Source organism: Microlunatus elymi, assembly GCF_007362775.1.
In the GTDB taxonomy this organism is placed as follows: domain Bacteria; phylum Actinomycetota; class Actinomycetes; order Propionibacteriales; family Propionibacteriaceae; genus Microlunatus; species Microlunatus elymi.
In genome coordinates this window covers 204917-230437 of record NZ_CP041692.1, presented here as the reverse complement: position 1 = coordinate 230437, position 25521 = coordinate 204917, and the positions used below count along the sequence as shown (strand labels likewise).

Annotated in this window: 19 protein-coding genes; 11 read left to right on the top strand and 8 right to left on the bottom strand. The window is 68.0% G+C overall.

The genetic code is table 11. The annotated features are described in order from the left end of the window. Positions 1 to 11: 11 nt before the first annotated feature. Positions 12 to 1226 carry a pyridoxal phosphate-dependent aminotransferase gene (locus FOE78_RS00975; RefSeq protein ID WP_143984666.1) on the bottom strand — a complete coding sequence of 405 codons (1215 nt, stop codon included), beginning with the start codon at positions 1224 to 1226 and terminating at the stop codon, positions 12 to 14. Positions 1227 to 1400: 174 nt separating this feature from the next. Between FOE78_RS00975 and FOE78_RS00970 the strand changes: the two genes are divergently transcribed. The 3 genes from FOE78_RS00970 to FOE78_RS00960 are packed head-to-tail and all read left to right on the top strand — an operon-like array spanning position 1401 to position 5700. After that, entirely contained in the window at positions 1401 to 3671 is a 2271-nt protein-coding gene (locus tag FOE78_RS00970) for a glycoside hydrolase family 3 C-terminal domain-containing protein (RefSeq protein ID WP_143984665.1), read from the top strand. After that, complete coding sequence (locus FOE78_RS00965) at positions 3668 to 4555, top strand: NAD-dependent epimerase/dehydratase family protein (RefSeq protein ID WP_228265985.1); 888 nt, start codon at positions 3668 to 3670, stop codon at positions 4553 to 4555. Before FOE78_RS00970 ends, FOE78_RS00965 begins: the two co-directional genes overlap by 4 nt. Positions 4556 to 4569: 14 nt before the next feature. Continuing rightward, the gene (locus FOE78_RS00960; RefSeq protein ID WP_143984664.1) at positions 4570 to 5700 is read left to right on the top strand and encodes a pyridoxal-phosphate dependent enzyme; all 1131 of its coding nucleotides are present in this window, start codon (positions 4570 to 4572) and stop codon (positions 5698 to 5700) included. An 8-nt stretch (positions 5701 to 5708) separates the two neighbouring features. Here the strand turns inward: FOE78_RS00960 and FOE78_RS00955 are convergent, their stop codons facing one another. Then, positions 5709 to 6353 (bottom strand): GNAT family N-acetyltransferase, encoded by a 645-nt coding sequence (locus tag FOE78_RS00955; RefSeq protein ID WP_143984663.1) that lies wholly within the window; start codon positions 6351 to 6353, stop codon positions 5709 to 5711. A gap of 509 nt (positions 6354 to 6862) precedes the next feature. Between FOE78_RS00955 and FOE78_RS00950 the strand changes: the two genes are divergently transcribed. Continuing rightward, positions 6863 to 7237, top strand: a complete 375-nt coding sequence (locus tag FOE78_RS00950; RefSeq protein WP_143984662.1) for a HEAT repeat domain-containing protein — start codon at positions 6863 to 6865, stop codon at positions 7235 to 7237. A 160-nt stretch (positions 7238 to 7397) separates the two neighbouring features. Here FOE78_RS00950 and FOE78_RS00945 read toward each other — a convergent pair whose 3' ends face one another. The 4 genes from FOE78_RS00945 to FOE78_RS00930 all read right to left on the bottom strand — a co-directional run bounded on the left by FOE78_RS00945 (position 7398) and on the right by FOE78_RS00930 (position 13129). After that, a complete protein-coding gene (locus FOE78_RS00945; protein WP_323125708.1) occupies positions 7398 to 9485 on the bottom strand; it encodes an ABC transporter ATP-binding protein in 2088 nt (695 codons plus the stop codon). After that, on the bottom strand, positions 9482 to 11218 hold the full coding sequence (locus FOE78_RS00940) for an ABC transporter ATP-binding protein (protein WP_143984661.1): 1737 nt from the start codon (positions 11216 to 11218) through the stop codon (positions 9482 to 9484). Before FOE78_RS00940 ends, FOE78_RS00945 begins: the two co-directional genes overlap by 4 nt. 28 nt (positions 11219 to 11246) lie before the next feature. Beyond that, a complete protein-coding gene (locus FOE78_RS00935; RefSeq protein WP_168207302.1) occupies positions 11247 to 11933 on the bottom strand; it encodes a TetR/AcrR family transcriptional regulator in 687 nt (228 codons plus the stop codon). 95 nt (positions 11934 to 12028) lie between these two features. After that, on the bottom strand, positions 12029 to 13129 hold the full coding sequence (locus FOE78_RS00930; RefSeq protein WP_143984659.1) for a site-2 protease family protein: 1101 nt from the start codon (positions 13127 to 13129) through the stop codon (positions 12029 to 12031). 380 nt (positions 13130 to 13509) lie between these two features. Between FOE78_RS00930 and FOE78_RS00925 the strand changes: the two genes are divergently transcribed. After that, positions 13510 to 15486 carry a CDP-alcohol phosphatidyltransferase family protein gene (locus FOE78_RS00925; RefSeq protein WP_168207301.1) on the top strand — a complete coding sequence of 659 codons (1977 nt, stop codon included), beginning with the start codon at positions 13510 to 13512 and terminating at the stop codon, positions 15484 to 15486. A 2-nt stretch (positions 15487 to 15488) separates the two neighbouring features. After that, positions 15489 to 16163: an HAD-IA family hydrolase gene (locus FOE78_RS00920; RefSeq protein ID WP_143984657.1), complete on the top strand. Its 675-nt coding sequence runs from the start codon at positions 15489 to 15491 to the stop codon at positions 16161 to 16163. Positions 16164 to 16186: 23 nt separating this feature from the next. Here the strand turns inward: FOE78_RS00920 and FOE78_RS00915 are convergent, their stop codons facing one another. Continuing rightward, a complete protein-coding gene (locus FOE78_RS00915) occupies positions 16187 to 16390 on the bottom strand; it encodes a DUF5302 domain-containing protein (protein ID WP_143984656.1) in 204 nt (67 codons plus the stop codon). 85 nt (positions 16391 to 16475) lie between these two features. On the opposite strand from FOE78_RS00915, the gene lysS reads away from it, so the two are divergent. From lysS to FOE78_RS00890, 5 genes are all read left to right on the top strand, one after another. Next, the gene (gene lysS, locus FOE78_RS00910) at positions 16476 to 17981 is read left to right on the top strand and encodes a lysine--tRNA ligase (RefSeq protein WP_228265984.1); all 1506 of its coding nucleotides are present in this window, start codon (positions 16476 to 16478) and stop codon (positions 17979 to 17981) included. Positions 17982 to 17986: 5 nt separating this feature from the next. Continuing rightward, complete coding sequence (locus FOE78_RS00905) at positions 17987 to 18466, top strand: ankyrin repeat domain-containing protein (protein WP_143984654.1); 480 nt, start codon at positions 17987 to 17989, stop codon at positions 18464 to 18466. A gap of 89 nt (positions 18467 to 18555) precedes the next feature. After that, a complete protein-coding gene (locus FOE78_RS00900) occupies positions 18556 to 19080 on the top strand; it encodes an NUDIX hydrolase (protein WP_228265983.1) in 525 nt (174 codons plus the stop codon). Between the two features lie 243 nt (positions 19081 to 19323). Next, positions 19324 to 22749, top strand: coding sequence for a phosphodiester glycosidase family protein (locus FOE78_RS00895; RefSeq protein ID WP_143984653.1), 3426 nt, complete (start codon positions 19324 to 19326; stop codon positions 22747 to 22749). Between the two features lie 183 nt (positions 22750 to 22932). Then, positions 22933 to 23754, top strand: coding sequence for an SDR family NAD(P)-dependent oxidoreductase (locus tag FOE78_RS00890; protein ID WP_210414749.1), 822 nt, complete (start codon positions 22933 to 22935; stop codon positions 23752 to 23754). Positions 23755 to 23800: 46 nt separating this feature from the next. Here FOE78_RS00890 and FOE78_RS00885 read toward each other — a convergent pair whose 3' ends face one another. Next, positions 23801 to 25423 carry a YibE/F family protein gene (locus FOE78_RS00885; protein WP_143984652.1) on the bottom strand — a complete coding sequence of 541 codons (1623 nt, stop codon included), beginning with the start codon at positions 25421 to 25423 and terminating at the stop codon, positions 23801 to 23803. Between the last annotated feature and the right edge of the window lie 98 nt (positions 25424 to 25521).

The following is a 25521-nucleotide window of genomic DNA, read 5'->3' as shown; positions in this document are numbered from 1 at the left end:
GGCAGGACCGGTCAGCGGCGGGTGGCGAGGAAGTCGGCGATCCGGCCGATGGCTTCCTCGAGCAGTTCCACGTCGGGCAGGGTGACGAGCCGGAAGTGGTCGGGGGTGGGCCAGTTGAACCCGGTGCCGTGGGTGACCAAGATCTTCTTGGCCCGCAGCAGGTCGATCACGAACGTCTCGTCGTCGGTGATCTTGTAGACGTCCGGATCGAGTCGAGGGAAGCAGTAGAGCGCACCCTTCGGCCGTACGCTGCTGACGCCCGGGATCTCGTTCAGCAGCCGATCGGCCAGCATGCTCTGCTCGTAGAAACGCCCGCCCGGCTTCACCAACTCGTCGATCGACTGATAGCCGCCGAGCGCGGTCTGAATCGCGTGCTGGCCGGGCACGTTGGCACACATCCGCATGTTGGAGATCAGGGTCAGGCCCTCGAGGAAATCCTCGGCGATCTCCTTCGGACCGGAGATCATCACCCAGCCGGCCCGGTAGCCGCAGACCCGATGCGACTTCGACAGCCCGCTGAAGGTCAGGCACAACACGTCGTCGCCGGCCGCGGTCGCCGCATGATGATGGACCGCGTCGTCGAAGATGATCTTCTCGTAGATCTCGTCGGCGAACACGACAAGATCATGACGCCGGGCGATGTCCACCAGACCGGCGACAATCTCCTTGCTGTAAACGGCTCCGGTCGGATTGTTCGGGTTGATGATCACGATCGCATGAGTGTTCTCGGTGATCTTGGACTCGACGTCGGTCAGGTCGGGATTCCAGTCGTTGTCCTCGTCGCACAGGTAGTGCACCGGAGTTCCGCCGGACAAGGTGACCGCTCCTGTCCAGAGCGGATAGTCCGGAGCCGGCACCAGGATCTCGTTGCCGTCGTCGACGAACGCCTGCAACACCATCGAGATCAACTCGGAGACCCCGTTGCCGATGAAGACGTCGTCCACCTCGACGTCCCGCAGCCCGTGCGACTGGTAGTACTGCGCGACCGCGGTCCGGGCCGAATAGATCCCGCGGGAGTCGCTGTAGCCGTGCGACTCGGGCAGATGGTGGATGACGTCGGCGAGCATCTGCGGCGGGGCTTCGTAGCCGAACGGGGCCGGGTTGCCGATGTTCAGCTTGAGGATGCGATGCCCCTCGGCCTCCAGTCGTTGGGCCTCGACCAGGATCGGCCCGCGTACGTCGTAGCGGACGCCCGTCAACTTCCTGCTCTGCCGGATCTTGTGCACGGCGACCATCCTGACACTCCGCCACGAACCGCGCCCCGACGGTCGGCATGGTGGACAGCCCGCCCGCACCCGAACGGCCCGCTGGCCACCTTTCGGCTCGCGCCCGGCCGCCCGCGGATAGCATCTGCGGCAGGCCGGCGTCGTCCGGTGAGCTGCCGTGATCGAGGAGGACTGATGGCGCTGGACGTGGACTCGGTACTGGCCGACCTGACGCTGGAGGAGAAGGCCGCGCTCAGCATCGGTTCGGACATGTGGCACACCGCGGCGGTGGAGCGGCTCGGGCTCGAATCGATCATGGTCTCCGACGGACCGCACGGCCTGCGGGCCCAGTTCGAACACGGCGACCACGTCGGCATCGGCGACAGCGTTCCGGCGACCTGCTTCCCGACCGCTTCCGCGCTGGCCTCGTCCTGGAACCCGGAGCTGCTGTACGAGGTCGGCCAGGCACTGGCCCGCGAATGCCTGCACTGGGGTGTCTCGGTGCTGCTCGGCCCCGGCGTGAACATGAAGCGATCGCCGTTGTGCGGCCGCAACTTCGAATACTTCTCCGAGGACCCCTACCAGGCCGGCGTGCTGGCCGGCGCGATGGTGCGCGGCGTGCAGAGCTTGGGCATCGGCACCTCCTTGAAGCACTTCGCGGTCAACAATCAGGAGACCGACCGGATGCGGGTCAGCGCCGAGGTCGACGAGCGCACCCTGCGGGAGATCTACCTGCCCGCCTTCGAACGGGTGGTCACCGAGGCGAAGCCGTGGACGGTGATGTGTTCCTACAACAAGATCAACAACGTCTACGCCTCGCAAGACCACTGGCTGCTGACCGAGTTGTTGCGGCAGGAGTGGGGATTCGACGGGCTGGTGGTTTCCGACTGGGGTGCCGTTCATGATCGGGTGGCTGCGCTGCGCGCCGGTCTCGATCTCGAGATGCCGCCGAAGATCGGCTACAGCGACACTGCGGTGGTCGAGGCCGTACGCTCCGGCGAGCTGGACGAATCGGTGCTGGAAGACACGGTACGGAGGTTGCTCGACCTGGTGGACCGGACCCGGCCGGCACGCGAAGATCAACAAGGTTTCGACGCCGACGAACACCATCGGCTGGCCCGTCGGGCCGCGGCTGAATCGGCCGTGCTGCTGAAGAATGATGATCAGCTGCTACCACTGGCGGCGGACAGCAAGATCAACATCTTGGTGGTCGGCGAGTTCGCTTGGCAGCCGCGCTTCCAGGGTGCCGGCTCCTCTCAGGTGAACCCGACCCGCATCGACCTCCCACTGGAGGAGCTGCGCACATTGGCCGGCCCGGAGGTCGTGATCAACTTCGTACCGGGCTACGGGCTAGAGGACGGCGGCGACGACGCGACGTTGCAGGACGAGGCGATTGCGGCGGCAGCCGAAGCCGATGTGGTGCTCGCCTTCCTCGGGTTGCCCGCGGCCGCCGAGTCGGAGGGCTTCGACCGTACCGACATCGACCTGCCGGCCAGTCAACGCGACCTGCTGGCCGCGCTGGCCGGGGCGAACTCCAGGATCGCCGTGCTGCTGGCGAACGGAGCGGCCGTCAGCGTCAGCGACTGGCAGCAACACGCGACGGCGATCCTGGAATGCTGGCTGGGCGGCCAGGCCGCCGGGGGCGCGGTCGCGGATCTGATCTTCGGCCGGGCCAACCCCAGCGGCAAGCTCGCCGAGACCATCCCGGACCGGCTGCAGGACAACCCCTCCTACCTCAATTTCCCTGGTGGGCAAGGGATTGTGCGTTACGGCGAAGGCGTCTTCATCGGCTACCGTGGCTACGACAAGGCCGAGCTCGAGGTGGCGTACCCGTTCGGGCACGGCTTGTCCTACACCAGCTTCGCCGTCTCCGATCTCGACGTCACGGTGGGCGGCAGCGTCGCGGACGGTGACCTGGAGGTGGTCGCCCGGGCCACGGTCCGCAACACCGGTGATCGCGACGGTGCCGAGGTCGTGCAGCTCTACGTTGCCGATCCGGCGTCCACGGTGCCGCGTCCGATGCGCGAGTTGAAGGGTTTCGCCAAGATCAACTTGGCACCGGGCGAATCCGGCGAGGTCGAATTCCGGTTGGAGCAGCGAGCGTTCGCCTTCTGGTCCGAGCGACTGCACCGGTGGGCGGTCGAGGCGGGGGATTTCGAGATCGCGGTCGGATCGTCGTCGCGGGAGTTGACCCAGAAGCAGACCATCACCCTGGACGCACCGTCGATCGACGGCCCGCTGGGCAGCGAATCCACGCTGGATGAGTGGTTGTCCGATGCCCGGGGCCGTGGCTTGCTGGAGGCCGACCCGAAGGTCGGTCCGATCCTGCAGCAGTTGGACGGCCCGATGCGGCAGATGATCGGGCAGATGCCGATGTCGACACTGGCCGGGTTCGGCATGTTCGGCGTCGGGCTCGCTGATCTTGATCGGGCTGTGGCCCAGCTGTCCGCGGAGTCCGCCCGGTGACCGCACATCCGTTGGCGGGCAGGCGGATCCTGGTCACCGGTGCCGAGGGCACCATCGGTCGAGCCGTCTGCACCCGGCTGTCCGGTCTGGACGCGGTCATCACCGGGCTGTCGCTGTCGCCCAACGGTGATCATGAACCGCCGCCGCTGAGTCGGCGGTTGATCGGCGACGCCTGCGACGTGGACACGGTTGCCGACGCATTGGACGGGGTCGAGCTGGTGGTCCATCTCGGCGCGATCCCGCATCCGCTGAACAACACGCCGTACACCGTGTTCCGGACCAACACCGACGCCACCTTCAACGTGCTCACCCAGGCTGCCGAGCGTGGCATCCGGCGGGCGGTGATCGCCAGCAGCATCAACCACAGCGGGCTTCCGTACAACTCGCACGAGGTGGTGCCGGCCTACTTCCCGATCGACGAGCAGCTGCCGTCGGATCTGGACGACGCGTATGCGCTGAGCAAGTACGTGGACGAGATCAGTGCCCGGATGGTGCACCGGCATTGGGGGACGGACATCGTCGCGCTGCGGTTCCCGTACACCGCGCCGGCGGAGGGAATCGCCGAACACGTCGGCTGGCTCAGCCGGGATCCGGCGCACGCGGTGGTCGAGGCGTGGTCGCACCTGGACGTGCGGGACGCCGCGGTCGCGGTGGAGAAGTCCTTGCTGTGCAGCGCTCCCGGGGTACAACCGGTGCTGGTGGCCGCCGACGTGACGGGTGCGCCGTACGCGACCGAGGATCTGCTGGACCGATACGCGCCGGGTGTGCTGCGCACGCGTACCTTTGCCGGCCGGGAGGTGCCGATCGACCTGACCCGATCCCGTACGGTGCTGGGCTTTCGGGCCGAACACACCACCGAACTGCCGATCCGGCCCCTGCCATGATCACGGGAGAGCCCATGATCGCGGGCTACCGCTGCCCCCGTGACGGCCGCACCTCGGCGGCGTCCGAGCTGGCGTGGCGCTGTCCGGATTGCGGAGGTCCGTGGGATCTCGACTTCACCGCCGGCGTCGTCGAGCATGATCAACTTCCGCAGCGGGTCAACTCGTTGTGGCGCTACGCCGAGGCGCTGCCGCTGGTCGATCCGAAGATCAGCTTCGGCGAGGGCCGTACGCCGCTGGTGTCGATCACCGATCGGCTGAGTGTCAAGCTCGACTACCTGATGCCGACGCTGTCCTTCAAGGACCGCGGTGCGGTGATGCTGCTCGAGGCGGCGCGGCGGCTGCGGCCCGCGCGCGTGATCGCTGACAGCAGCGGCAACGCGGGCACTGCAGTGGCCGCCTACGCCGCCCGCGCCGGATTGCCCGCCCGGATCTACGTTCCGGCGAGCACCTCGGCCAAGAAGATCGAACAGGTGCGCGCCCACGGCGCCGAGGTGATGATCATCGACGGCGATCGGGAGGCGACCGCGACCGCGGCGCAGCAGGCCGCCGACGAGGACGGCAGCTTCTACGCCAGCCACGTCTACAACCCGTACTTCCTGCACGGGACCAAGACCTACGGTTACGAACTCTGGGAGGACCTTGGCGGCCGGCTGCCCGAGGTGGTCGTGCTGCCGGTCGGCAACGGGACGCTGGTGCTCGGAGTGGCGTTGGCGATCGCCGAGCTCGTTGATCATGGTCTGACCGACCAGCGGCCGCGGCTGGTGGCGGTGCAGGCCGAGTCGGTCGCACCGTTGGCCCGAGCCCGCGCTGCCGGGCTGACCGAGCTGCCGCCGGGCTACGCCCACGGCGCGGAGACGATCACCGAGGGAATCGCCATCGCCGAACCCGCTCGGGCGGAGCAGATCCTGCGAGCCGTCGACGAGTCGTACGGCGACATCGTCACCGTCGACGACGACGAGGTCCGTGCAGCACAACGGGATCTGGCCGGTCGTGGTCTCTACGTCGAGGCCACTGCGGCGGCCTGCTGGGCCGCGGTCCGGCACGCCGAACAAACCGACGATGGTCAACTCGGCTGGCGACTGCTTCGTGATCATGAAACCGTCGCCCCGCTCTGCGGCGCCGGCCTGAAAACCGGCCTCGCCTAGCCGACTTGTCAGCCGCTGGTGTGGCTATAGCCAAAGTACCGACTGACAAGTCGGGATTCGAGGCGGGGTTTGAGGTCGGGCCACTCGGTGTCGAGGATGGAGAACACGGCCGAGTCGCGGAGCAGGCCGTCCTCTCCGGGCGCCCAGGATTTCGAGTACTTCCGCAGCACGCCCTCGAACCGGCCGCCGACGCTCGCGATCGCGGCGCGGGATCGGGCGTTGCGCGCGTCGGTCTTCAGGTCGACCCGGGCGACCTGCCAGACCTCGAAGGCGTGGCGGAACAGCAGAAACTTCGCCTCGGTGTTGATGCCGGTGCCTTGCGCCGGGCCGGCCAGCCAGCTGAACCCGACCTCGATCGCGGACAGCCGGTCGGTGTCCGGCCAGAACCGCGGATCCCAGTACGACGTCGACCCGACGGCCTTGCCGCTGCTCACCTCGATCTGGGCGTAGGGCGCCAGCTTGCCTTCCGCCTTGCGGCCCAACTGTGCGTCGATGTAGACGTCGACCTCGTCGGCCGTCGGCACCCAGGTGAACTCGTACGAGCTGCGATCCTGCTCGACCGCCTCCGCCAGGTCCGCGGTGTGTCGATGATCAAGCGGCTCCAGCCGGACCCGACGGCCCTCCAGCACCGGCGCCTGCAGCACGAACGTCATCGGCCTTCCCCTTTCTGTACGGCGACCCGCGGAGTTGATGATGGCAGCCGGACGGCGCCGGGGACGGCAAGATTCGGATCCTGGGCAGGCCCGGCAACGGAAAACCTGAGATCCAGGCGCCAGCGGGGCAAAATCGGTTCGTGGGCGGCGTGCTGCGCATCTGGCGCCTTGATCTCAGGGTCTCGTGTGCGGGAACGTCGGGAAGCACCTGCTACCGGTGCAACCTTTCACCCGCCGTTTCCCAGCCTGGCACGATGAAACGGACCAACTGCACTTCGGGCAGGTGAGCCCGCTGTCGGATCCGTGGAGCCATCAGCTCTCGCCGTCGGACCGGGCGGCTGCGGCGGTTGCCGTGCTGGTACCAGAAGCATTTGCAGCATGTGCGCCGGCGTGCTGACCGGTGCGATCGGCATGGAGCAGTTGATCACCGAACCGGAGCCGGACCCACGCTGGCTCGCCGACGGCGCCTGGTCGGCCTGGGGCCTGCCGAGACCTGGACCGAACGCGGGATGGCTTACTGGCCACGGGTCTGGGCCGCGCGCAGCCTGTTGCATCAGTGGAGTCCGTTGGCCGAGCCGGCGATCGTCTCCGGTCTGGCCGACGATCACTGGCGGGTTCGAGAGATGTGCGCCAAGGTCGCCGCCAGACACGACCTGGCAGCGGCAGCCGAAGGGTGCGCGACTCTCGTCGTACGCGATGACACGGCCCGGGTTCGACTCGCCGCGATCACGGTGTTGAGCCGGCTGGGCGAAGCCGAGCATGCGGCGGCGCTGGTGACGGCGACGAGCGACCCCGATCGCAAGTTCGCCGACGCCGCCACGACAGCCGTGACCGCGATGGTCGAGCGACTCGATCGGCCCGTCCAGAGCCTGCTCGAGGATTGAGCCCCAACGGGCCCCTGCGGTTGGCGAGGGACCTCAGCGTGTGCCGGGCAGAGACGCAACAAGGGCCCTGCGCTTGTCGAAGGGGATGCAATCCTTCGATGAGCTCAGGGCCCTTGTGTGGTTGGGTATCCGGTCCTTCGACAGGCTCAGGACCCGGCGACTAGCCCGCCGGGATGGCGGCGGTCTCGGGAACCTCTTCCATCTCCTCCGGTGCGTTGTTGAACTGGCTGTTGTAGAGCTCGTAGTAGGCGCCGCGAGCTTCCAGCAGGGTGTCGTGGTTGCCCTGTTCGACGATCGCGCCGTGCTCCATCACCAAGATCACGTCGGCGTCCCGGATGGTGGAGAGCCGGTGAGCGATCACGAAGCTGGTCCGGTCGCTGCGCAGCCGGGCCATGGCCTGCTGCACCAGCAACTCGGTCCGGGTGTCCACCGAGCTCGTCGCCTCGTCCAAGATCAACAATGCCGGATCGGCGAGGAATGCGCGGGCGATGGTGAGCAACTGCTTCTCACCGGCGGAGACGTTGCTGCCCTCCTCGTCGATCACCGTGTCGTAGCCGTCCGGAAGTGAGTGCACGAACCGATCCACGTAGGTCGCCTCGGCGGCAGCGAGGATTTCCTCCTCGGTCGCGTCCGGCCGACCGTAGGCGATGTTGTCTCGGATGGTGCCGTGGAACAGCCAGGTGTCCTGCAGCACCATGCCGATCTTGGATCGCAGATCCGACCGCGGCACGGTCGAGATGTCCACTCCGTCCAAGGTGATCCGGCCCTTGTTCAACTCGTAGAACCGCATGATCAAGTTCACCAGCGTGGTCTTGCCCGCACCGGTCGGGCCGACGATCGCCACCGTCTGCCCCGGCTCGGCCACCAGCGACAGGTCGGTGATCAACGGCTTCTCCGGGTCGTAGGAGAAATCCACGTGCTCGAAGGCGATCCGGCCCTCGGTCGGATTCATCGCACCCTGCAGCTCGGCCGTTTGCTCCTCCTCGTCCAGGACCTCGAAGACGCGTTCGGCCGAGGCCACACCGGACTGCAGCAGGTTGGCCATCGACGCCAACTGGGTCAGTGGCTGAGTGAACTGCCGGCTGTACTGGATGAACGCCTGTACGTCGCCGAGGCTGATCTGGCCGTTCGCCACCCGGAGCCCGCCGACCACCGCGATCACCACGTAGTTGAGGTTGCCCACGAACATCATGATCGGCATCATCATGCCGGAGATGAACTGGGCGCCGAAGCCGGCCTTGTAGAGCTCGTCGTTCTTCTCGTTGAAGGCCGTCTCGACCTCCTGCCTGCGGCCGAACACCTTGACCAGCGCGTGGCCGGTGTACGCCTCCTCGACGTGGCTGTTCACCTCGCCGGTGCTCCGCCACATCTGCACGAATCGCTTCTGTGACTGCTTGCCGATGATCGTGGTCACCCCGAGCGCCACCGGAATGGTGATCAACGCGATCACCGACAACAGCGGCGAGATCGAGAACATCATGATCAACACACCGATCACGGTCAGCAGCGAGGTGAGCAACTGACTCAGCGTTTGCTGCAGTGATTGGGAGATGTTGTCGATGTCGTTGGTCACCCGGCTGAGCAACTCACCGCGGGTCTGCCGGTCGAAGTAACTCAGCGGCAGCTTGTTGATCTTGGACTCGATCTCACCACGAAGCCGGTAGATCGACCGCTGGACGACCACGTTCAGGATCCGACCCTGGATGGCCAAGGCGATCGAGGAGAGGACGAACAGCCCGACTGCCAGACCGAGCACCTGGGCCAGATGGCCGAAGTCGATGCCTTGACCGGGCACCAGATCCCTCAGCCCGGAGACCAGATCGGCGAGTTGATTCTGGCCGGCCGCGCGAAGCGCGTCCACCACCTGTTGCTGAGTGGTGCCGGGCGGAAACTTGCCGGCCAACTGCCGGCCCACGATGCCGGCGAAGAGAATGTCGGTGCCCCGACCCAGGATCTTCGGGCCGACCACGCTCATCACGATGCCGACGATCGCCAGCAGGACGACGAAGACGATCCGTACGCGTTCGGGCGCCAGGTGACCGAGCAGTCGTTTCAGCGACGGCCAGAAGTTCATCGCCTTCTCGTGCACCTGAGCGCTGCCCGGGCCGTGGCCGCCGCGGGCGTTCTTGGCGTAGTCGGGGCGTTCGTTCGACTTGGCCTTGACCGGCGCGGTTGCGGTGGTCGAGGCGTCCGGGCCGGTCTTGACGGAGTCGTCCTCGGTCACTTCGGTACGAGTGTTGTCGGTCACGCTGCAGCCTCCTCGGCGCTGAGCTGGGAGTCGACGATCTCGGCGTACGTCGGACTGGTCTCCAGAAGTTGATCATGAGTTCCGATGCCGACGATCCGGCCGTCCTCGAGGACGATGATCTGGTCCGCATCGGCGATGGTGGAGACCCGCTGACCGACGATGATCACGCAGGCGTCGGTGGTTTCCGATCGCAGCGCCGCCCGCAGCCTGGCGTCCGTCGTGACGTCCAGGGCGGAGAAGGAATCGTCGAAGACGTAGATCTCCGGCTTCCGGACCAGGGCCCGTGCGATCGACAAGCGTTGCCGCTGACCGCCGGACACGTTGGTGCCACCCTGGGAGATGGACGCGTCCAGGCCGCCGGGCATCTCGGCCACGAAGTCGGCCGCCTGAGCTACCCGCAGCGCATGCCACAGCTCCTCGTCGGTGGCATCCGGATTGCCGTAGCGCAGGTTGCTGGCGACCGTTCCGGAGAACAGGAACGGTCGCTGCGGCACCAGCCCGACCTTGCTCCACAGCAATTCCGCATCAAGATCACGAACCTCGACCCCGTCCACCGTGACCGAACCGCCGGTCAGGTCGAAGAGCCGTGGAATCAACGAGATCAGGGTGGTCTTGCCGGCGCCGGTGGACCCGATCACCGCTGTCGTCTTGCCGGGCTCGGCCACGAAGCTGATGTCCTGCAGCACCGGCGAATCCGCGCCCGGGTAGGTGAATTCGGCGCTGCTGAACCTCACCACACCCCGTTCGGGGACCTCGGTCACCGGATGGTCCGGCAGCACAACACTGGATTCGGTGTTCAGCACCGCGCTGATCCGCTCGGCCGACACCGCGGCGCGCGGGGCGATCATCAGCAGGAAGGTCGCCATCATCACCGACATCAGGATCTGGATCAGATAGGTGAGGAAGGCGGTCATCTGTCCGATCTGCATGTTCCCGGCATCGATCCGGTGTCCGCCGAACCAGATGACCGCGGCGCTGGACAGGTTCATGATCAACATCACGACCGGGAACATCAACGCGAACAGCCGGCCGACCCGCAGCGCGATGTCGGTCAGGTCTGCGTTGGCCTGGGCGAAACGGTCGGTCTCGTACGGCTCGCGGACGAAAGCGCGGACCACCCGGATGCCGGTGATCTGTTCGCGCAGTACCCGGTTGACCACGTCGATCCGCTCCTGCATCTTGCGGAACAGCGGGCCGAGCCGGATCACGATCGCGCCCACCGACAGCGCCAGCACCGGTACGGCGACCACGATCAGCCAGGCCAGGCCGGCGTTCTCGCGCAGCGCCATGATCACGCCGCCGACCATGGTGATCGGCGCCGCCACCAGCATCGTGCAGCTCATCAGCACCAGCATCTGGACCTGATTGACGTCGTTGGTGTTGCGAGTGATCAACGACGGGGCACCGAAGTGGTTGACCTCACGGGCGGAGAAGGTCAGCACCCGATCGAAGAGCGCCGACCGGACGTCGCGTCCGTACGCCATCGCGGTCCGGGCACCGAAGTAGACCGCGGTGATGGTGCACAGCACCTGGACCAGGCTGATCACCAGCATGATTCCGCCGGTCCGCCAGATGTAGTCGATGTCGGCCTTGGCCACGCCGTTGTCGATGATCTTGGCGTTCAGGCTGGGTAGATAGAGGTTGGCCAGTGTGCCGATCAACTGGAACAGCACTACCAGGCCCAAGAAGACCTTGTAGGGCGCCAGATATCGGCGTAACAGCGAGATGAGCACGAAGCGTCCCTTCTGCGGAAGCGTTCGGTTAGGAGGCGGGAGCGGATGCCCAGGCGGAAATGTCCATCGGGGCGGGGTCGGCGGAGCGATGATCGAAGGACTGCCGAGTCCGCGTGCTGTCGATCAGAGCCCCGTGCAGGAGCAGATCGACCAGCGCACGCGGATCATCCGACAGGTGTGACAGCTCATGCGCACGGGAGAGCAGCGGGTGCGAGACGGTCATGGTGAGAGTGGTGAGCAGTTGAACGGTCTGGTCCAGGGTCAGTACGAGTTGATCTTGGTCGGGCCCGATCAGCTGGGTGACCGCGGCGGTGATCAACCGATTCTGATCGACCATGTAGTCGTGGAAGGCCTGCCGGTCCTGCTCGGTGGCATTGGCCGGCGGGCCGATGCTGCGGAGCAGCTCGAAGGTCTGCCGGAGCCGTTCGCGCAGGACTTGCGCGACCGCGACCAGAGTGTCCTCGAGATCAAGATCCGGGTCGATCTCCTCCAACTGTGCGACGGTCCGTTCGGCCCGGATGGCCCGAACGATGGTCTGGTTGATCAGATCTTCCTTGCTGTCGAACACCCGGAAGATGGTGCCCTCGGCAACCTCGGCGGCCTGGGCGATCTCTCGGGTGCTGACCTTGCGTCCGTGGACGCGGAGCAGCGGTTCGGCCGCATCCAGGATCTGGCTGCGGCGTTCATCGGGTGGTAGGGCGGTCGCGCGAGGCACGAGCGGGATTCTAGTGAGTGAGTGCTCACTCACTCAAGCGGTTTTGGTCCGCAGATCACTCTCTCGTGTGCAGCGGAGAGGATCGATGACAACTGTCACGACCGGACCAGATCGTCGGCGTCCACGACACCGATCAGCCGATCGTCGTCGAGGACGGCGAGCAGGTCGAGTCCCGGTCGCAGGGAGATTCCGGAGAGCGCCTGCAGCAGCGGCTCGTCCGGGCCGACCTGGCGGGGCGCGTCCCGGCAGACGTCGGCGATCCGCAGGCCGCCACCGCCGGTGCCGGCGAGACCGTTCAGTTCGGCCAGGCTGGTCAGCCCGATCAGTTGGTTCTGCTCGGACATCACGCAGAAGACCCGCCGCCGCGGGTTGGGACCCAACTGCTGCAGGAAGGCGTCGATCGGCCACCAGCCGGGCGCCAGCGTCGGTCGGCTGTCCATCACGGTGCGAACGAGGATCGTGACCAATCGGCCGCGGGCGCGTTCGGCGTTGAGTTCGCTGCGGGCCGAGGAGATCAGGAACAGTCCGATCACTGCCAGCCACAGCCCGGTGGTCTGCCGCCAGAACACCAACTCGGCGATGCCGGCAGCGATCAGCAGCACGCCGAGGACCTGCCCACAACGGGCCGCGACCGCCACCGCCTTGGCCCGATTGCCGGTGGCCCGCCAGACCGCCGAGCGCAGCACCCGGCCGCCGTCCAGCGGCGTCCCGGGCAACAGGTTGAAGCCGGCCAGGAAGAGGTTGGTCACGCCGAGCCAGGCGAGCCCGGCGATCAGCAGCAGTGGCGTGCTGCCGTCGTCGAAGAGGTACGAGGCGCCCAGGCACGCGCCGCCGATCAGCGCGCTCATCGCCGGTCCGCCGGCCGCCACCAGCAGGTCGGCCTTCGGGCTCGGCGGCTCGCCCTTCAGCTGGGCCACGCCGCCGAGCGCCCACAGCGTGATGCCGTCCACCTCCAGCCCGAACCGGCGGGCGATGAAGGAGTGGGTGAGTTCGTGGGCCAGCAGCCCGCCGAGGAAGCAGACGGCGAACAACAGCGAGGCCAACCCGTACGCGAGCGAGCTGTAGCCCGGCACCGACGCGGGCAGCACGCTGCTGCCGAGCACCCAGGCCAGCATCGCCAGCACGATGACGACCGACCAGTGCGCCCGGATCCGGATCCCGGCGATCCGTCCCAGCGGCAGCGTTGTCCCGAACATGCCCCCAGTCTGCCGTGACGGCTCGTACCCTCGGCCCGCTGTCGCGCGTCGATGTTTGCGGATCGGCGACAGTCTCGTCCGCCGGTTACCATGCGCCCGTGTCCGAGTTGCCGCCCGAGTCCTCGATCGGCAGCCCGACCCCGGCCGGCGATGCGCCGCTGATCGGCAAAGCCGCACTGATCGGTAACGCGGGGGCGCGTTCGGTGCGCGGTTCCAGTCGCGGCGCCGATTGCGTCCTGCTCGCCTCGCCGAACGGCCCTTCGACAAGACGCTCAGGGCCTTTCCCTAAGTCACCAGGCCCCGCCCAAGGGCCGCAAACTGAACCGAAGATCCCTGAGCTTGTCGAAGGGCCGCTGGCCGAGGTCTGCGCACCGGCCCGGTTGAGCACGGTTGATGATCTTGGTCGGTTGGCCGAGCTGGCCGCGGACGGCAGCGGGCCGTTGGTGCTTGCCGACGCCGAGCTGCGGATCAGTCTGCCGGCGGTTCTGGATCTGCTGGACGTGCCGGGTGATCCGACTGCGGCGCTGGTCGCTGATCCGCGCAACATCGAGGCGCCGCGGCAGCCGGAAGTTGATCTTGATCGGGCCACTGTGCTGCGGGTGGGGGTGGACGGCCGGACGATCGAGTCGGCGGGCAGTGTCCGGCATCGGGTCGGCGAGCCGAACCGGGTCTCGGTCGGGCTGCTGCGGGTCCGGGCCGCCGACCGCGATCGTGCCGCCGAGCTCTGGCGTACGGCGGTGGATGAGCTTGCCGGCCATCCGGAGTTGATCACCGGCAACAACCTCTTCGACCTGGCGTTGTTGATCTTGGTACGGGGTGGGTTGCCGCTCGGCGGACAACCGCTGGGCTACTACGACTGGTCCCGGCCGGGCCGCGACCACTCTCACGTCGGCCAGCGCGGGCTCGGGTCGTCGCCGTGGCGGCAGCGGCTGCGTTCCGCGTCCCGGCTGGGGGACGGTGCCTACTCCGCCGCGGTGGTCCGGCCGCTGTCGCGGCTGGGCACTCGGCTGGCGCTGCGGATCGGGCTGACGCCGAACGTGATCACCGCGATCAGTCTGGGTGTCGGCATCGTCGCCGGGTTGTTGATCTTGACCGGTACGGGGTGGGCCTGGGTGGCGGCTGCGGTGCTGCTGCAGTTGGCCCTGGTGATCGACTGCATGGACGGCGAGGTCGCTCGCTTCACCCGCCGCTTCTCCGCGTTCGGCGGCTGGCTGGACGGCATCGGCGATCGGATCAAGGAGTATCTGGTCTTCGCCGCCGTCGCAGCGGTCGGCGTACGCGATGGGCATTCGTCGGCCTGGCTGTTGGCGATCATCGCGATGGTGATCGTCACCGCCCGGCATCTGGAGGATTACGCCTACACCGATCGGACCACGGTCCTGCGCGCCGCCGGTGCAGCCGATCGGGCCCGAGCGCTTCTGCGGTCGATTCTCGATCCGGTCGACGCCGGGTTGGCCGCCGACCCGTCCGCGCGTACGAGTTTGCCCGCACCCGCCTCGCGCAACCAGCGGATCTCCTTCTGGGTAAAGAAGATCGCCCACGTACCGATCGCCGAACGCTATCTGATCTTGAGCCTCACCCTGCTCACCAGGCAGCCGTTGTGGGTGCTGATCGCCGCCATCGCGGTCTCCGCGTTCGCCCTGGCCTGGACAGCCGGCGGCCGCTTCCTCCGCGCCCTCAAAACTCCCGACTTGTCAGCCTCACAAGGCGCCATGGCGACCTCTGCCGCTGACAGGTCGGGAGAACTTGATGATCAGCTGGACGTCGGCCGGCTGGCCCGGTTCGCCGGCGTGGTCAGGATCCCGTACCTGATCTGCGTTGCGGTCATGATCGGCTGCTGGCTGGCGATGATCTTGGGCATCTGCCTGGGCTGGTGGCTGCTGACCCTGATCGCCGCGGTGGTGTTGATCTTCGCGGTCGGCGGCACCCTGCGAGCGCCACTGGTGCATGGGCTCGGCTGGCTGGCCCTGCCGCTGGTCTGGATCGCCGAGGCGGCAGTGATCAGCGCGCTGCTGGCCGACGAGGTAGCCGGCTTGTTGATCTTCGTCACTCTCGCCGCCATCGCCTACCGGCGGTACGAGTTGATCTACTCGATCCGGCTCCGCGGCCGGATGGGCCCGGCTCCGTTGCTGGGGCTGGACGGACGGCTGCTGTTGGTCGCGGTGCTGTTCGCGATCGCGCAGCTGAACGGCAACGTGGTCGAAATTCTGAGCTGGGGTCTGGTGTTGCTCACCACGGAGACCCTGGTCGAGGCCGTCACCGGCACGCTGCGCCGCTGGCGAGCCCGGCCCGGCGCGGTGACGGACACAGCCCAGGCGAACCGAAGCCCAGAAGCGAACCGAAGCAACGAGGAGTAGGCATGCCCACCGAACTGATCGACCGGACGTTCGCGGCGGTGATCTTCGACATGGACGGCACCCTGATCGACTCGACGCCGGCGGTGCTTCGCGCGTGGACCCAGTGGGCGATCGACGAGCGGGTGCCGGCCGCCGCGCTGACCGGCTTCCACGGCGTGCCGGCAGAGGGCGTGGTGGCTGCGGTGCTGCCGGCGGAGCGGCAGGCCGAGGCGTTGGAGCGGATCAACCGCCTGGAGCTGACCGACACCGAGGGCATCGTGCCGTTGCCCGGCGCGATCGACGCCTTCGACCGGTTGCCGGTCGACCGGGTAGCCATCGCGACCTCCTGTACGGCGCCGCTGGCCGAGGCTCGGCTGACGGCGTCCGGGCTGAGGTGGCCGAAGGTGCTGGTCACCGTCGACGACGTCGAGCACGGGAAACCGGCGCCGGACCCGTACCTGGCAGCGGCCGAGCGGCTCGGCTTCGACCCGGCGGACTGCCTGGTGGTCGAGGACGCGCCCAAGGGACTCCAGTCGGCTCGTGCCGCCGGGGCGGCGACCCTGGCCGTGATCACCACCAGCCCGCGGAGCGAGCTGCAGGCCGATCTGGTGGTGGAGAACCTGGCCGCCGTCGGCTGGGAGACAGATCCGACGAGCGGTGAGATCCGCCTGATCCGTCACGTCGGTGCAGGGGCCTGAGGCCCTACGACGAGGCGCTGGAACTAGCCGGTCTTGCGGCGGAAGGTCCGCTTGGCGTCCACCGGGCCATGCGCATGCTCGGTCGGGTGCGGATCGGAGTCGACGTGGTCGGTGCCGTTGCGGCCCTGCTTGGCTTCCAAGGCCTCCCGGAAGCGACGCTTGGTCGCCTCCTGCGCGGACTCCTGCCCGTTCGAGTTCTGGGCTGTGTTGTCGTTATCGGAGGTCATGCCGCCATTCTTATCGACCGAGCGCCGCCGTGGCCACCCCTTACCGCCGCGTGCCCCGGGAATCACTCGTCTAGGCTTGCCCGCTGTGAGCGAGGACGAATTCGGCAGCGACGTACCCGAGCAGACCCGGGTGCGGCACGAGAAGCGCGCCCGATTGCTGGAGCAGGGCAAGCAGCCGTACCCCGTCTCGGTGCCGCGCACCCACTCGCTGCGCCAGGTCCGCGATCAGTGGGGGCAGCTGGAGACCGGCGAGGAGACCCAGGACCGGGTCGGCGTCACCGGCCGGGTGGTCTTCGTCCGCAACACCGGCAAGCTCTGCTTCGCCACCCTGCAGGAGGGCCTCACCCAGGACAGCTCGGTCAGCCGGCTGCAGGTGATGCTGTCGCTGGCCGAGGTCGGCGAGGAGTCGCTGGCCGCCTGGAAGGCGGATGTTGATCTTGGTGACTTCGTCTTCGTCGAGGGCCGGGTGATCAGCTCCCGCCGTGGCGAGCTGTCGGTGATGGCTTCGGACTGGCAGCTGGCGTCGAAGGCGCTGCGGCCGATGCCGACCCTCCACAAGGAGTTGTCCGACGAGACCCGGGTCCGGCAACGCTACGCCGACCTGACCGTACGAGAAGCCGCCCGGGACATGGTCCGCAACCGGGCCGCGGTCACCCGCAGCATCCGAGAAACCCTGCACACACAGGGATTCGTGGAGATCGAGACGCCGGTGCTGCAGTTGGTGCACGGTGGCGCGCATGCCCGCCCGTTCAACACCCACCTGAACGCGTTCGACATCGGCATGACGTTGCGGATCGCGCTGGAGCTCTTCCTCAAGCGAGCCGTGGTCGGCGGCGTCGAACAGGTGTACGAGCTGGGCAAGATCTTCCGTAACGAGGGCAGCGATCACACCCACTCGCCCGAATTCACCATGCTCGAGTTCTACCAGGCCTGGGGTGATCAGCGAACCGTCGCCGAACTCACCCGCAAGATCATCGTGGACGCAGCCGATGCGGTTGGCATGCGACAGATCGAGAGCCCCATGGGCACCATTGATCTTGACGGGGAGTGGGCCTGGCTGAGCGTCTATCCGGGTCTGTCTGCCAAGCTGGGCGAGGAGATCACCCCGCAGACCGATCTGCCGACCTTGATCAAATACGCCGACGCGAACGGGGTCGAGTACGACCCGGCGTGGGGTGCGCAGAAGCTGGTGATGGAGCTGTTCGGCGAGTTGGTCGAGCCGGACCTGATCCAGCCCACCTTCGTCTGCGACTATCCGCCGATCGCGCAGCCGTTGGCCCGGCCGCACCGCGATGATCCGAACCTGATCGAGGCCTGGGATCTGATCATCGGCGGCGTCGAACGCGGCACCGGGTTCAGCGAGTTGATCGATCCGGTGATCCAGCGTGATCGGCTCCACCAGCAGTCGCTGGAGGCCGCCAAGGGCGATCCGGAGGCGATGCAGCTGGACGAGGATTTCCTTGCCGCGTTGGAATTCGGCGCTCCGCCGATGGGCGGTGTGGGGCTCGGCATCGATCGTTTGCTGGCGCTCTTCTACGGCGTCGGGCTGCGCGAAACGGTCTTGTTCCCGCTGCTCAAGCCGGAGGGCTGAGGAGGATGGGCGACCCCGATCCCGGGTCGGCTGCCGACGATTCGACGTCCAGCAACTCCGACGCTCCCGACGGGTCCGCTCCTCACGGCTCGGATCCGGGGGAGTTGGCCGGGTGGCTGTTCGACCGCGCCCGGGCCGGCGAGTCGGAACAGCTGGCCGCCCACATCGAGGCCGGAATGCCGGTGAACCTGACCGACGCCCGCGGCAACACATTGCTGATGCTGGCCGCGTACCACGGTCACGCCGGCACGGTGCGGACGCTGATCGACCACGGGGCCACCGTGGACGCCCTGAACGAGCGCGGCCAGACCCCGTTGGCGGGCGCGGTCTTCAAGGGGTACGAGGACGTGGTGCGGCTGCTGGTGGATGCCGGCGCCAACCCCCGGGCGGGTACGCCGTCGGCCTGGGACACTGCTACCTTCTTCGACCGGCCCGATCTGTTGACGATCCTGAAGTCGGTGGACGACCGCAGCGAACGCGATTGACAGCCGGGAGCCGGCCGGACTCGTCGGCTCGTGTTCGTCCGGACCGAATGTAGTGAAACGCAATGAGATATGGGATGTGAAACGCAACGGTGCGCAATGAAGAACTCAACTCGACCCATCAAGATCAACTTGTGAAGGATCGTTTCCGGGTCGTTCCCGCGGCGTACCTGATCCTCCGGCGTGACGACCACGTGCTGCTGCAGCAACGCAGCAACACCGGTTATCGCGACGGCTACTGGGCCGCCGGCGCCGCCGGCCACGTCGAGCAGGGTGAGTCGGTCTGGCGGGCCGCCTGCCGGGAGGCCTTCGAGGAGCTCGGCGTCGAGGTGGAGGAGTCCAACCTGGAGCCGCTGACCACCCTGCACCGCACCAGCCGGGACGCCGACCGGCGGCACAGTGACCTGGACGAACGCGTCGACTTCTTCTTCACAACCCAGCACTGGAAGGGAAAGCCCCGGACCATGGAGCCGGAGAAGTCCTCCGGCCTGGACTGGTTCGCCCTGGACGAACTGCCCGAGCCGGTGGTCCCGCACGAGCTCCAGGTGCTGATGGCGCTGCGCGCCGAATTCCACGGCAGCGGCGAGATCCCCGCCATCATGACCCACGGCTGGTAGCCCGGTCGCGGGAAATCGGGCCCGCGCGTTCGCAGCCGCACCCGAAATCGGCACCCGCCCCCATAGCCGCGCGCGAAACCTGCCGCCGCGCGCGAAATAGCGGGTGCGGCGGCAGGTTTCGCGCGCGGCTGTGGGGATGGCGGCCGGTTTCGGGTGCGGCGGTCGGTTTTGCGCGCGGCTGTGAGGACGGAATCGGCGCCGACCCTTGCCGAGGTTGCTGATTCACGCCAAGGTTGGCGGGTGATGTCAATTTCGTTCGCGCGCCGGGGTTCGGTCGCTGCGCTCGCCCTGGTCGTGCTGTCCGCCGGCTGGCTGATGACGCCGTACGCGGCCGCGAAGCCGGCGCCGCCGACCAGCCCGCCACCGACCGGCGGGCTGGCGGGGCTGGACGGCGCCGACTCGGTCTACCTGCGGCAGCGCGGGACCGCGATCGCGCCCGGACTCAACCTCACCTCGTTCCAGCGGCTGCAGCCGGGCGGCTGGGTGACCGGGCACGTGATGACCGCTGATCTGACCACGCCGAGCCTGTCGCTGGACGTCGCCGACGGCGGTACGGTGTCGGCCTCCAATCAGACCGTCGGCGAGTTCGCCGGCACCGACGATCGCGTCGTGGCCGCGGTGAACGGGGACTACTTCGACATGAACGCCTCCGACGCCCCGGTCGGCACCGACGTCTCCAGTGCCGGTCTGCGCAGCGCCGGCTCGACCCCGCGAGAGGCCTTCACCATCAGCGGCGGCCGGGCCGCGATCCAGGCGCTGATGTCGGCAGCCGAATACGCCGCCGGCGGCAGCAGCACCAAGATCGGCTCGGTCAACTCGCCGACCTTCGCCGCCGACTCGATCGGCCTCTTCAACTCGGTCTGGGGCAGCTACCCGATCGCCCGGCTGATCCCGGCCGCCGATGCGGTCCGGGTGGTGCGGGTGGTCGACGGCGTGGTCACCGCCGTCAGTGACGACCGTTCCGGCATCACCGACGCCGAAGCCGTGCCGGCCGGCACCTCGATCCTGGTCGGCCGCGGCCAGGGCGCAGAAACCCTTGCTGCGTTGACGATCGGCGAACACGTCGACCTCACCGTCAAGGCCAGCGCCGATGTTGATCTTGCGGTCGGCGGCAGCCAGCGACTGCTCACCGACGGCATCCCGACCACCGAGGACCAGGTCACCGCCGGCCGGACCGCGATCGGCATCGGCAAGGACGGCAGCCGTCTCTGGGTGGTCAGCATCGACGGCCGTCAGGGCGACAGCCACGGCATGACCATCCAGGAACTGGCCGCGATGATGGCCGATCTCGGCGCCTGGAACGCGCTCAACCTGGACGGCGGCGGTTCCACCACGCTGGTCGCGCGTGCCGCCGGCACCACCGAGCCGACCCTGACCGACCGGCCGTCCGACGGCAACCAGCGCAAGGTGACCAACGCGCTGGTCTTCCGCTCCACGGCGGCCCCGTCGGCGCCTGGAGATGCCGTTGCCCGGCCCGAGCTGCAACCGGCCGCGGGACTGGCCGTCGACGGCGCCGCGGAGCTGCTGGTCGGGTTGAGCCGCACCATCACCGGCACCGGGACCGACGGCAACCTCGCCGCCGCGTCCGGCGGGGGCCGCTTCCGCGTCCCGGGCCGAACCCTGTCGATCGTGTCCGACCAAGAGCAGAAGACCTCCGACACCCTCGTGGTACGCGGCCGGGACACCGGAGCGGCGACGATCACCTACGCCAACCGCCGACACCGCACCGACACCAAGATCACCGTGCACGGCCCGGTGCAGCGCATCGTTGCCTCCAGCCAGGTGCTGTCGATTCCGTCCGGCGACGCGACCGGGACGCTGTCGCTGACCGCGATCGATCCGGACGGCTACCGAGTCCCGGTGGAGACTCGCGACGTTACGGTCAGCGCCGGCGACGGCATCACGGTCGCCGCCGACGGACCCGCGAGCTTCACGATCACGCCACAACGCGATCTGTTGTCGACCAAGATCAACTTCACCGTCGCCGGGCACCAGCTGACGGTGCCGGTCACGGTCGGCTACCAGGAGACGCAGCTGGCCGACTTCGTCGACGCCGGGTCCTGGACGTTCGCCGCGGACCGGGCCACCGGATCGGTGGCACCGGCCGACGGCCCGGACGGCAAAGCAGGGCTGGGATTGAGCTTCGACTTCAGCACCAGCACCGCCACCCGGGGTGCCTACGCCGTGCCGCCGGCCCCGATCGCGGTGCCCGGCCAGCCGCAGGCGCTCGCGCTCTGGATCAAGGGGAACGGCAAGGGCGAGTGGCCGCGGTTGATGATCACCAAGGGCGACGGCACGGTCACCAATCTCGATCCCGAGCAGGGGGCCAGCAACCCGATCATCAGCTGGAACGGCTGGCAGCAGGTCCGCTTCCCGGTGCCGGCCGGGACTCCGTACCCGATCACGCTGACCAAGATCAGATTCATGGAGACCCGGTCGGACGCCGGCTACACCGACCAGCTCGCGATCGCCGATCTGCGAGCGCAGGTGCCGCTGGACACCGAGCTGCCGGATCAGGTCTGGCCGCACGATCCGGCCGTGATCGGCAACGGCACAGTGGATCGTCGTCCGCAGCGGATCGCGGTGCTCAGCGACACCCAGTTCGTCGCCCGCGATCCCGATTCGCCGATCGTCCAGGCCGGCCGTCGTACGCTGCGGGAGATCGTCGCCGCCAAGCCGGACCTGCTCGTCATCGACGGCGACTTCGTCGACGAGGGATCGCCGGCGGATCTTCAACTGGCCCAGCAGATCCTGGACCAGGAGATCGGCACCAAGATCCCGTACGTCTATGTGCCCGGCAACCACGAGATCATGGGCGGCAAGATCAGCAACTTCACCGACGTCTTCGGCCCGGCCGCGACCCATCGTGATCTTGCCGGGCCAGGCCGTACCGCGATCAAGATCATCACCCTGGACTCGTCCTCGGGCACCCTGCATCCGGCCGGCTCCACCGATCAGCTGCGGATGCTTCAAGATCAACTCGCCGACGCGGCCAGCGACCCGAAGATCACCGGGGTGCTGATCTTCGATCATCATCCGGTCGACGATCCCCAACCGGACAAGGCATCCCAGCTCGGTGACCGGTACGAGGCAGCCGCGCTGGCCCGGACGCTGTCGGCGTTCACGGCCGAGACCGGCAAGTCCGTCGCCCAGGTCAACGGCCACGTCGGCATCTTCTACACCGACGCGGCCGGCGGCGTCACCCGAGTGATCAACGGCAACTCGGGCAAGACACCGAGCGGGACGGCCGCCCAAGGCGGTTTCACCGGCTGGACGATGCTCGGGGTCGATCCGCGCCATGGCCGGGTCGCGGCTGCTGCATCGGCCAACCCGGTTCCGGCGACCGGTGAGCGGCTGGGTTGGCTGCGGGTCGAGACCCATGCCCGGGTCGACGACCTCAGCCTCGACGCGCCGGCAAAGCTGCGCCGGGGCGCGTCGGCGACGGTGAGCGCGACGCTCATTCAGGACGGCGATCGCCGGGTCCCGGTGGCCTGGCCGGTCAGCGCCCGATGGTCCGGAGATCGAGTCCGGATCGACGATGATCACGGACCCGCGGTGCTCGCCTTCGACTCCGCCACCGGCCGGCTGACCGCGCTCCGCAGCGGCACGGCAACCCTGTCGGTCACCGTCAACGGCGTCACCCGTACCGCCACCGTCACCGTCAGCTGACGGATCGCTGCCGCCGGGTCTGCGGCGACCGGTCGGCTACGTCGTGAAGCGGCCGTGCCCTACGCAACCGGACGTATTTTCCTGCCAGGTAACAGTTTCAGGCGGCCGACCGCTGGATGTCAGTGCTCCGCCGCCGTAGCGTGATGATCATCTTCGAACCATCGAACGGTTCGATCGAGGGAGATGATCTTGATGGTGCAGCAGACAACCCTGGAACACGATCTGATCGGAACTGTGGCACTGATCGCCGGAGGCAGCAAGGGCATCGGCGCCGACGCGGCCCGGGCGTTCGCCGCAGCCGGGGCAGCGGTGGTGATCGGCGCCCGGGACCAGCCACTCCTGCAGAAGTTGGCCGCCGAGATCTCGGAGGCCGGCGGCCGGGCCGTCGGCGTGCGTTCCGACGTGACGGTCGCCGAGGACTGCCAGGCTCTGGTCGACACCGCTGTCGAACAGTTCGGCCGTCTCGACTTCGCCTTCAACAACGCCACCGGCGGGCACCGGCCGGCCCTGCTGGCCGACATCACCCTGGAGGAGTTCGACCGGGAGATCGCCACCAACGTCCGCGGCACCTTCCTCGGCATGAAGGCCCAGATCCCCGCCATGCTGAAGAGCGGCGGCGGCGCCATCGTCAACATGGCCTCGGTGGCCGGCCTGACCGCGACTGCTCGGCTGGCGCCGTACGTGGCCGGCAAGGCCGGGATCATCGGACTGAGCCGGGTCGCCGCGCTGGACTACGCCGACCAGGGCATCCGGGTGAACGCGATCGCGCCCGGCCCGATCCGTACCCATCACATCGAGTCGGCCGGTGAGCGCGCCCAGCAGCTGGCCGCCCAATCGGTGCCGATCCAGCGGATGGGCGCACCGGCCGAGGTGAGCGAGGTCGTGCTGTGGTTGTGCTCGTCGGCGGCCTCGTACGTGACCGGAGCCGTCATCCCCATCGACGGCGGCCAGTCGGCCGGGCTGCGACCCAGCCGCAACTACGAGCCGGGCAAGCCGATGGACTGACTGCGGTCCCGGTTGCGAATGTCGCCCAGCTTCGGCCCGGCCCGGCTCACCGCCAGCGACGACCGCGAGGCTGCTCGTCCTCGTCGTCCTCGCGCAGGTCGGCGAAATTGAAGGAGTCGTCGTCGTGGGCCCGTCGGGAGCGGCGGCCCGACGACGACTGCTGTTCGGTCGACGCATCCTTCGCGCGCCGGATCCGGGGCAGTTCGGTGGTCTCCCGGTCGTCCATCGGCGCGGTCGTGGCCGCCGTCGGCCGGACTCGGGTCGGCGCTGCGCCGACGTCGGTGCCGGCATCGCTCGGATTCTTCGCAGCTGCCGTGGCGGCGAAGGAGTCCTCGGCGCTCGAGGCAGCTTCCGCGCTCGTCGCCTCCGTTCCGGTCCGTGCGCCGATCTCTCCGGTACGAGATTCCGGCTCGGCGTCCGCTCGGCCGGTCTCGGCCGCGGGGTGTCGCCCGAGCTTTCCGGCGCGGACCACGGCAACGCCGATCGCGGTCGTCAGCGGCATCGCCAACACCAGCCCGATGGCGCCGACCAGGGTCCGGATGATCTCCTCGGCCAGCGCCTCGGTCTGCGCCACCTCGGTCAGCGGCCGTCCGTACACGGTGATCAGCAGCAGCGCGGACAGGCCGGCGCCGGCGGTGGCGAAGGCGATCGTGTAGACGCTGGAGGCGATGTGATCACGGCCGATCCGCATCGCCCGGGAGAAGAGCTTCTGCTGATCCGGATCGGACTCGGCCAACTCCCAGACCGCCGAGGCCTGGGTGATGGTGACGTCGTTGAGCACGCCGAGACCGGCGATGATGATGCCGCAGAGCACCACCGAGTTGAGCGTCAGGTCCGGCGCGGATGCGGCCAGCAGATAGTCGTCCTCGGTGGCCACCCCGGTCAGATGCGCCCACTTGCCGACCGCCCAGCCGAGTCCCGCGGTCAGCAGCAGCCCGAACAGGGTGCCGACCAGCGCGGTGGTGGTCCGGGCGCTGAACCCGTGCGCCGCGTACAACACCACGAACATGATCGCGGACGAGCCGATCAGCCCGACCAGCAGCGGATTCTGACCGCTGACCAGGGCCGGGAACATGAATTCGATCAGGATGAAGCCGGCGAAGGCGAGCCCGATCAGGGAGGCGAAACCGCGCCAACGAGCCACCACGATCACCGCGATCGCGAACGCCACCGCCAGCGCGATCAACGGCACGCTGCGGTCGAAATCGGAGAACTGGTACGAGGCCTTGCCGTCTGCACCCTGAGCCGGCGGGACCCGGAACAGCTTCACCTTCTGCCCGACGTGCACGCCCGATCCGTACTGAGCCGAGGTCAGCACCACGTCGGTCTGCTGACCCTGCTCCGGTCCCTCCAACAACTTCACCGTGATGGTCGCGCAGGACGGCTGCTCACCCTGACCGCCGCCGGAACTGGTTCCGGCCTGACCCTCGCAGGACATCGGCTGCACCTTGGTGATCTCACCCTTGGGCAGAGTGACCCCCTTGGCCGAATAGGTCGAAGTGTCCTCGCGGATGTGCGCGTCCGTGTGATGCGGCCACAGCCAGACCAGGCCGACCACGGTCCAGATCGCGATCGGGATCAGAATCACGATCATCAGGCGCAGCGCCTTCACCTGGCGAACCGAGCTCTCGGCCGTCGTCGGATGGTCGGAGACGTGCGTATGGCTCACGGGTCCTAGTCTTTCCTGATGTGGGGCCTTCCAGCGGACAACCGAACCGTACAGACCCGACCCCACCCCCGCGTGATTCGACCGATCCCGGGCGGCCC

What these genes read in the sequence shown, in the direction of transcription:
- FOE78_RS00970 (WP_143984665.1), top strand. Translation starts at nt 1,401, where the DNA reads ATGGCGCTGGACGTGGACTCGGTACTGGCCGACCTGACGCTGGAGGAG.
- FOE78_RS00960 (WP_143984664.1), top strand. Translation starts at nt 4,570, where the DNA reads ATGATCGCGGGCTACCGCTGCCCCCGTGACGGCCGCACCTCGGCGGCG.
- FOE78_RS00955 (WP_143984663.1), bottom strand. Translation starts at nt 6,353, where the DNA reads ATGACGTTCGTGCTGCAGGCGCCGGTGCTGGAGGGCCGTCGGGTCCGG.
- FOE78_RS00950 (WP_143984662.1), top strand. Translation starts at nt 6,863, where the DNA reads ATGGCTTACTGGCCACGGGTCTGGGCCGCGCGCAGCCTGTTGCATCAG.
- FOE78_RS00930 (WP_143984659.1), bottom strand. Translation starts at nt 13,129, where the DNA reads ATGTTCGGGACAACGCTGCCGCTGGGACGGATCGCCGGGATCCGGATC.
- FOE78_RS00920 (WP_143984657.1), top strand. Translation starts at nt 15,489, where the DNA reads ATGCCCACCGAACTGATCGACCGGACGTTCGCGGCGGTGATCTTCGAC.
- FOE78_RS00915 (WP_143984656.1), bottom strand. Translation starts at nt 16,390, where the DNA reads ATGACCTCCGATAACGACAACACAGCCCAGAACTCGAACGGGCAGGAG.
- FOE78_RS00905 (WP_143984654.1), top strand. Translation starts at nt 17,987, where the DNA reads ATGGGCGACCCCGATCCCGGGTCGGCTGCCGACGATTCGACGTCCAGC.
- FOE78_RS00895 (WP_143984653.1), top strand. Translation starts at nt 19,324, where the DNA reads ATGTCAATTTCGTTCGCGCGCCGGGGTTCGGTCGCTGCGCTCGCCCTG.
- FOE78_RS00890 (WP_210414749.1), top strand. Translation starts at nt 22,933, where the DNA reads ATGATCTTGATGGTGCAGCAGACAACCCTGGAACACGATCTGATCGGA.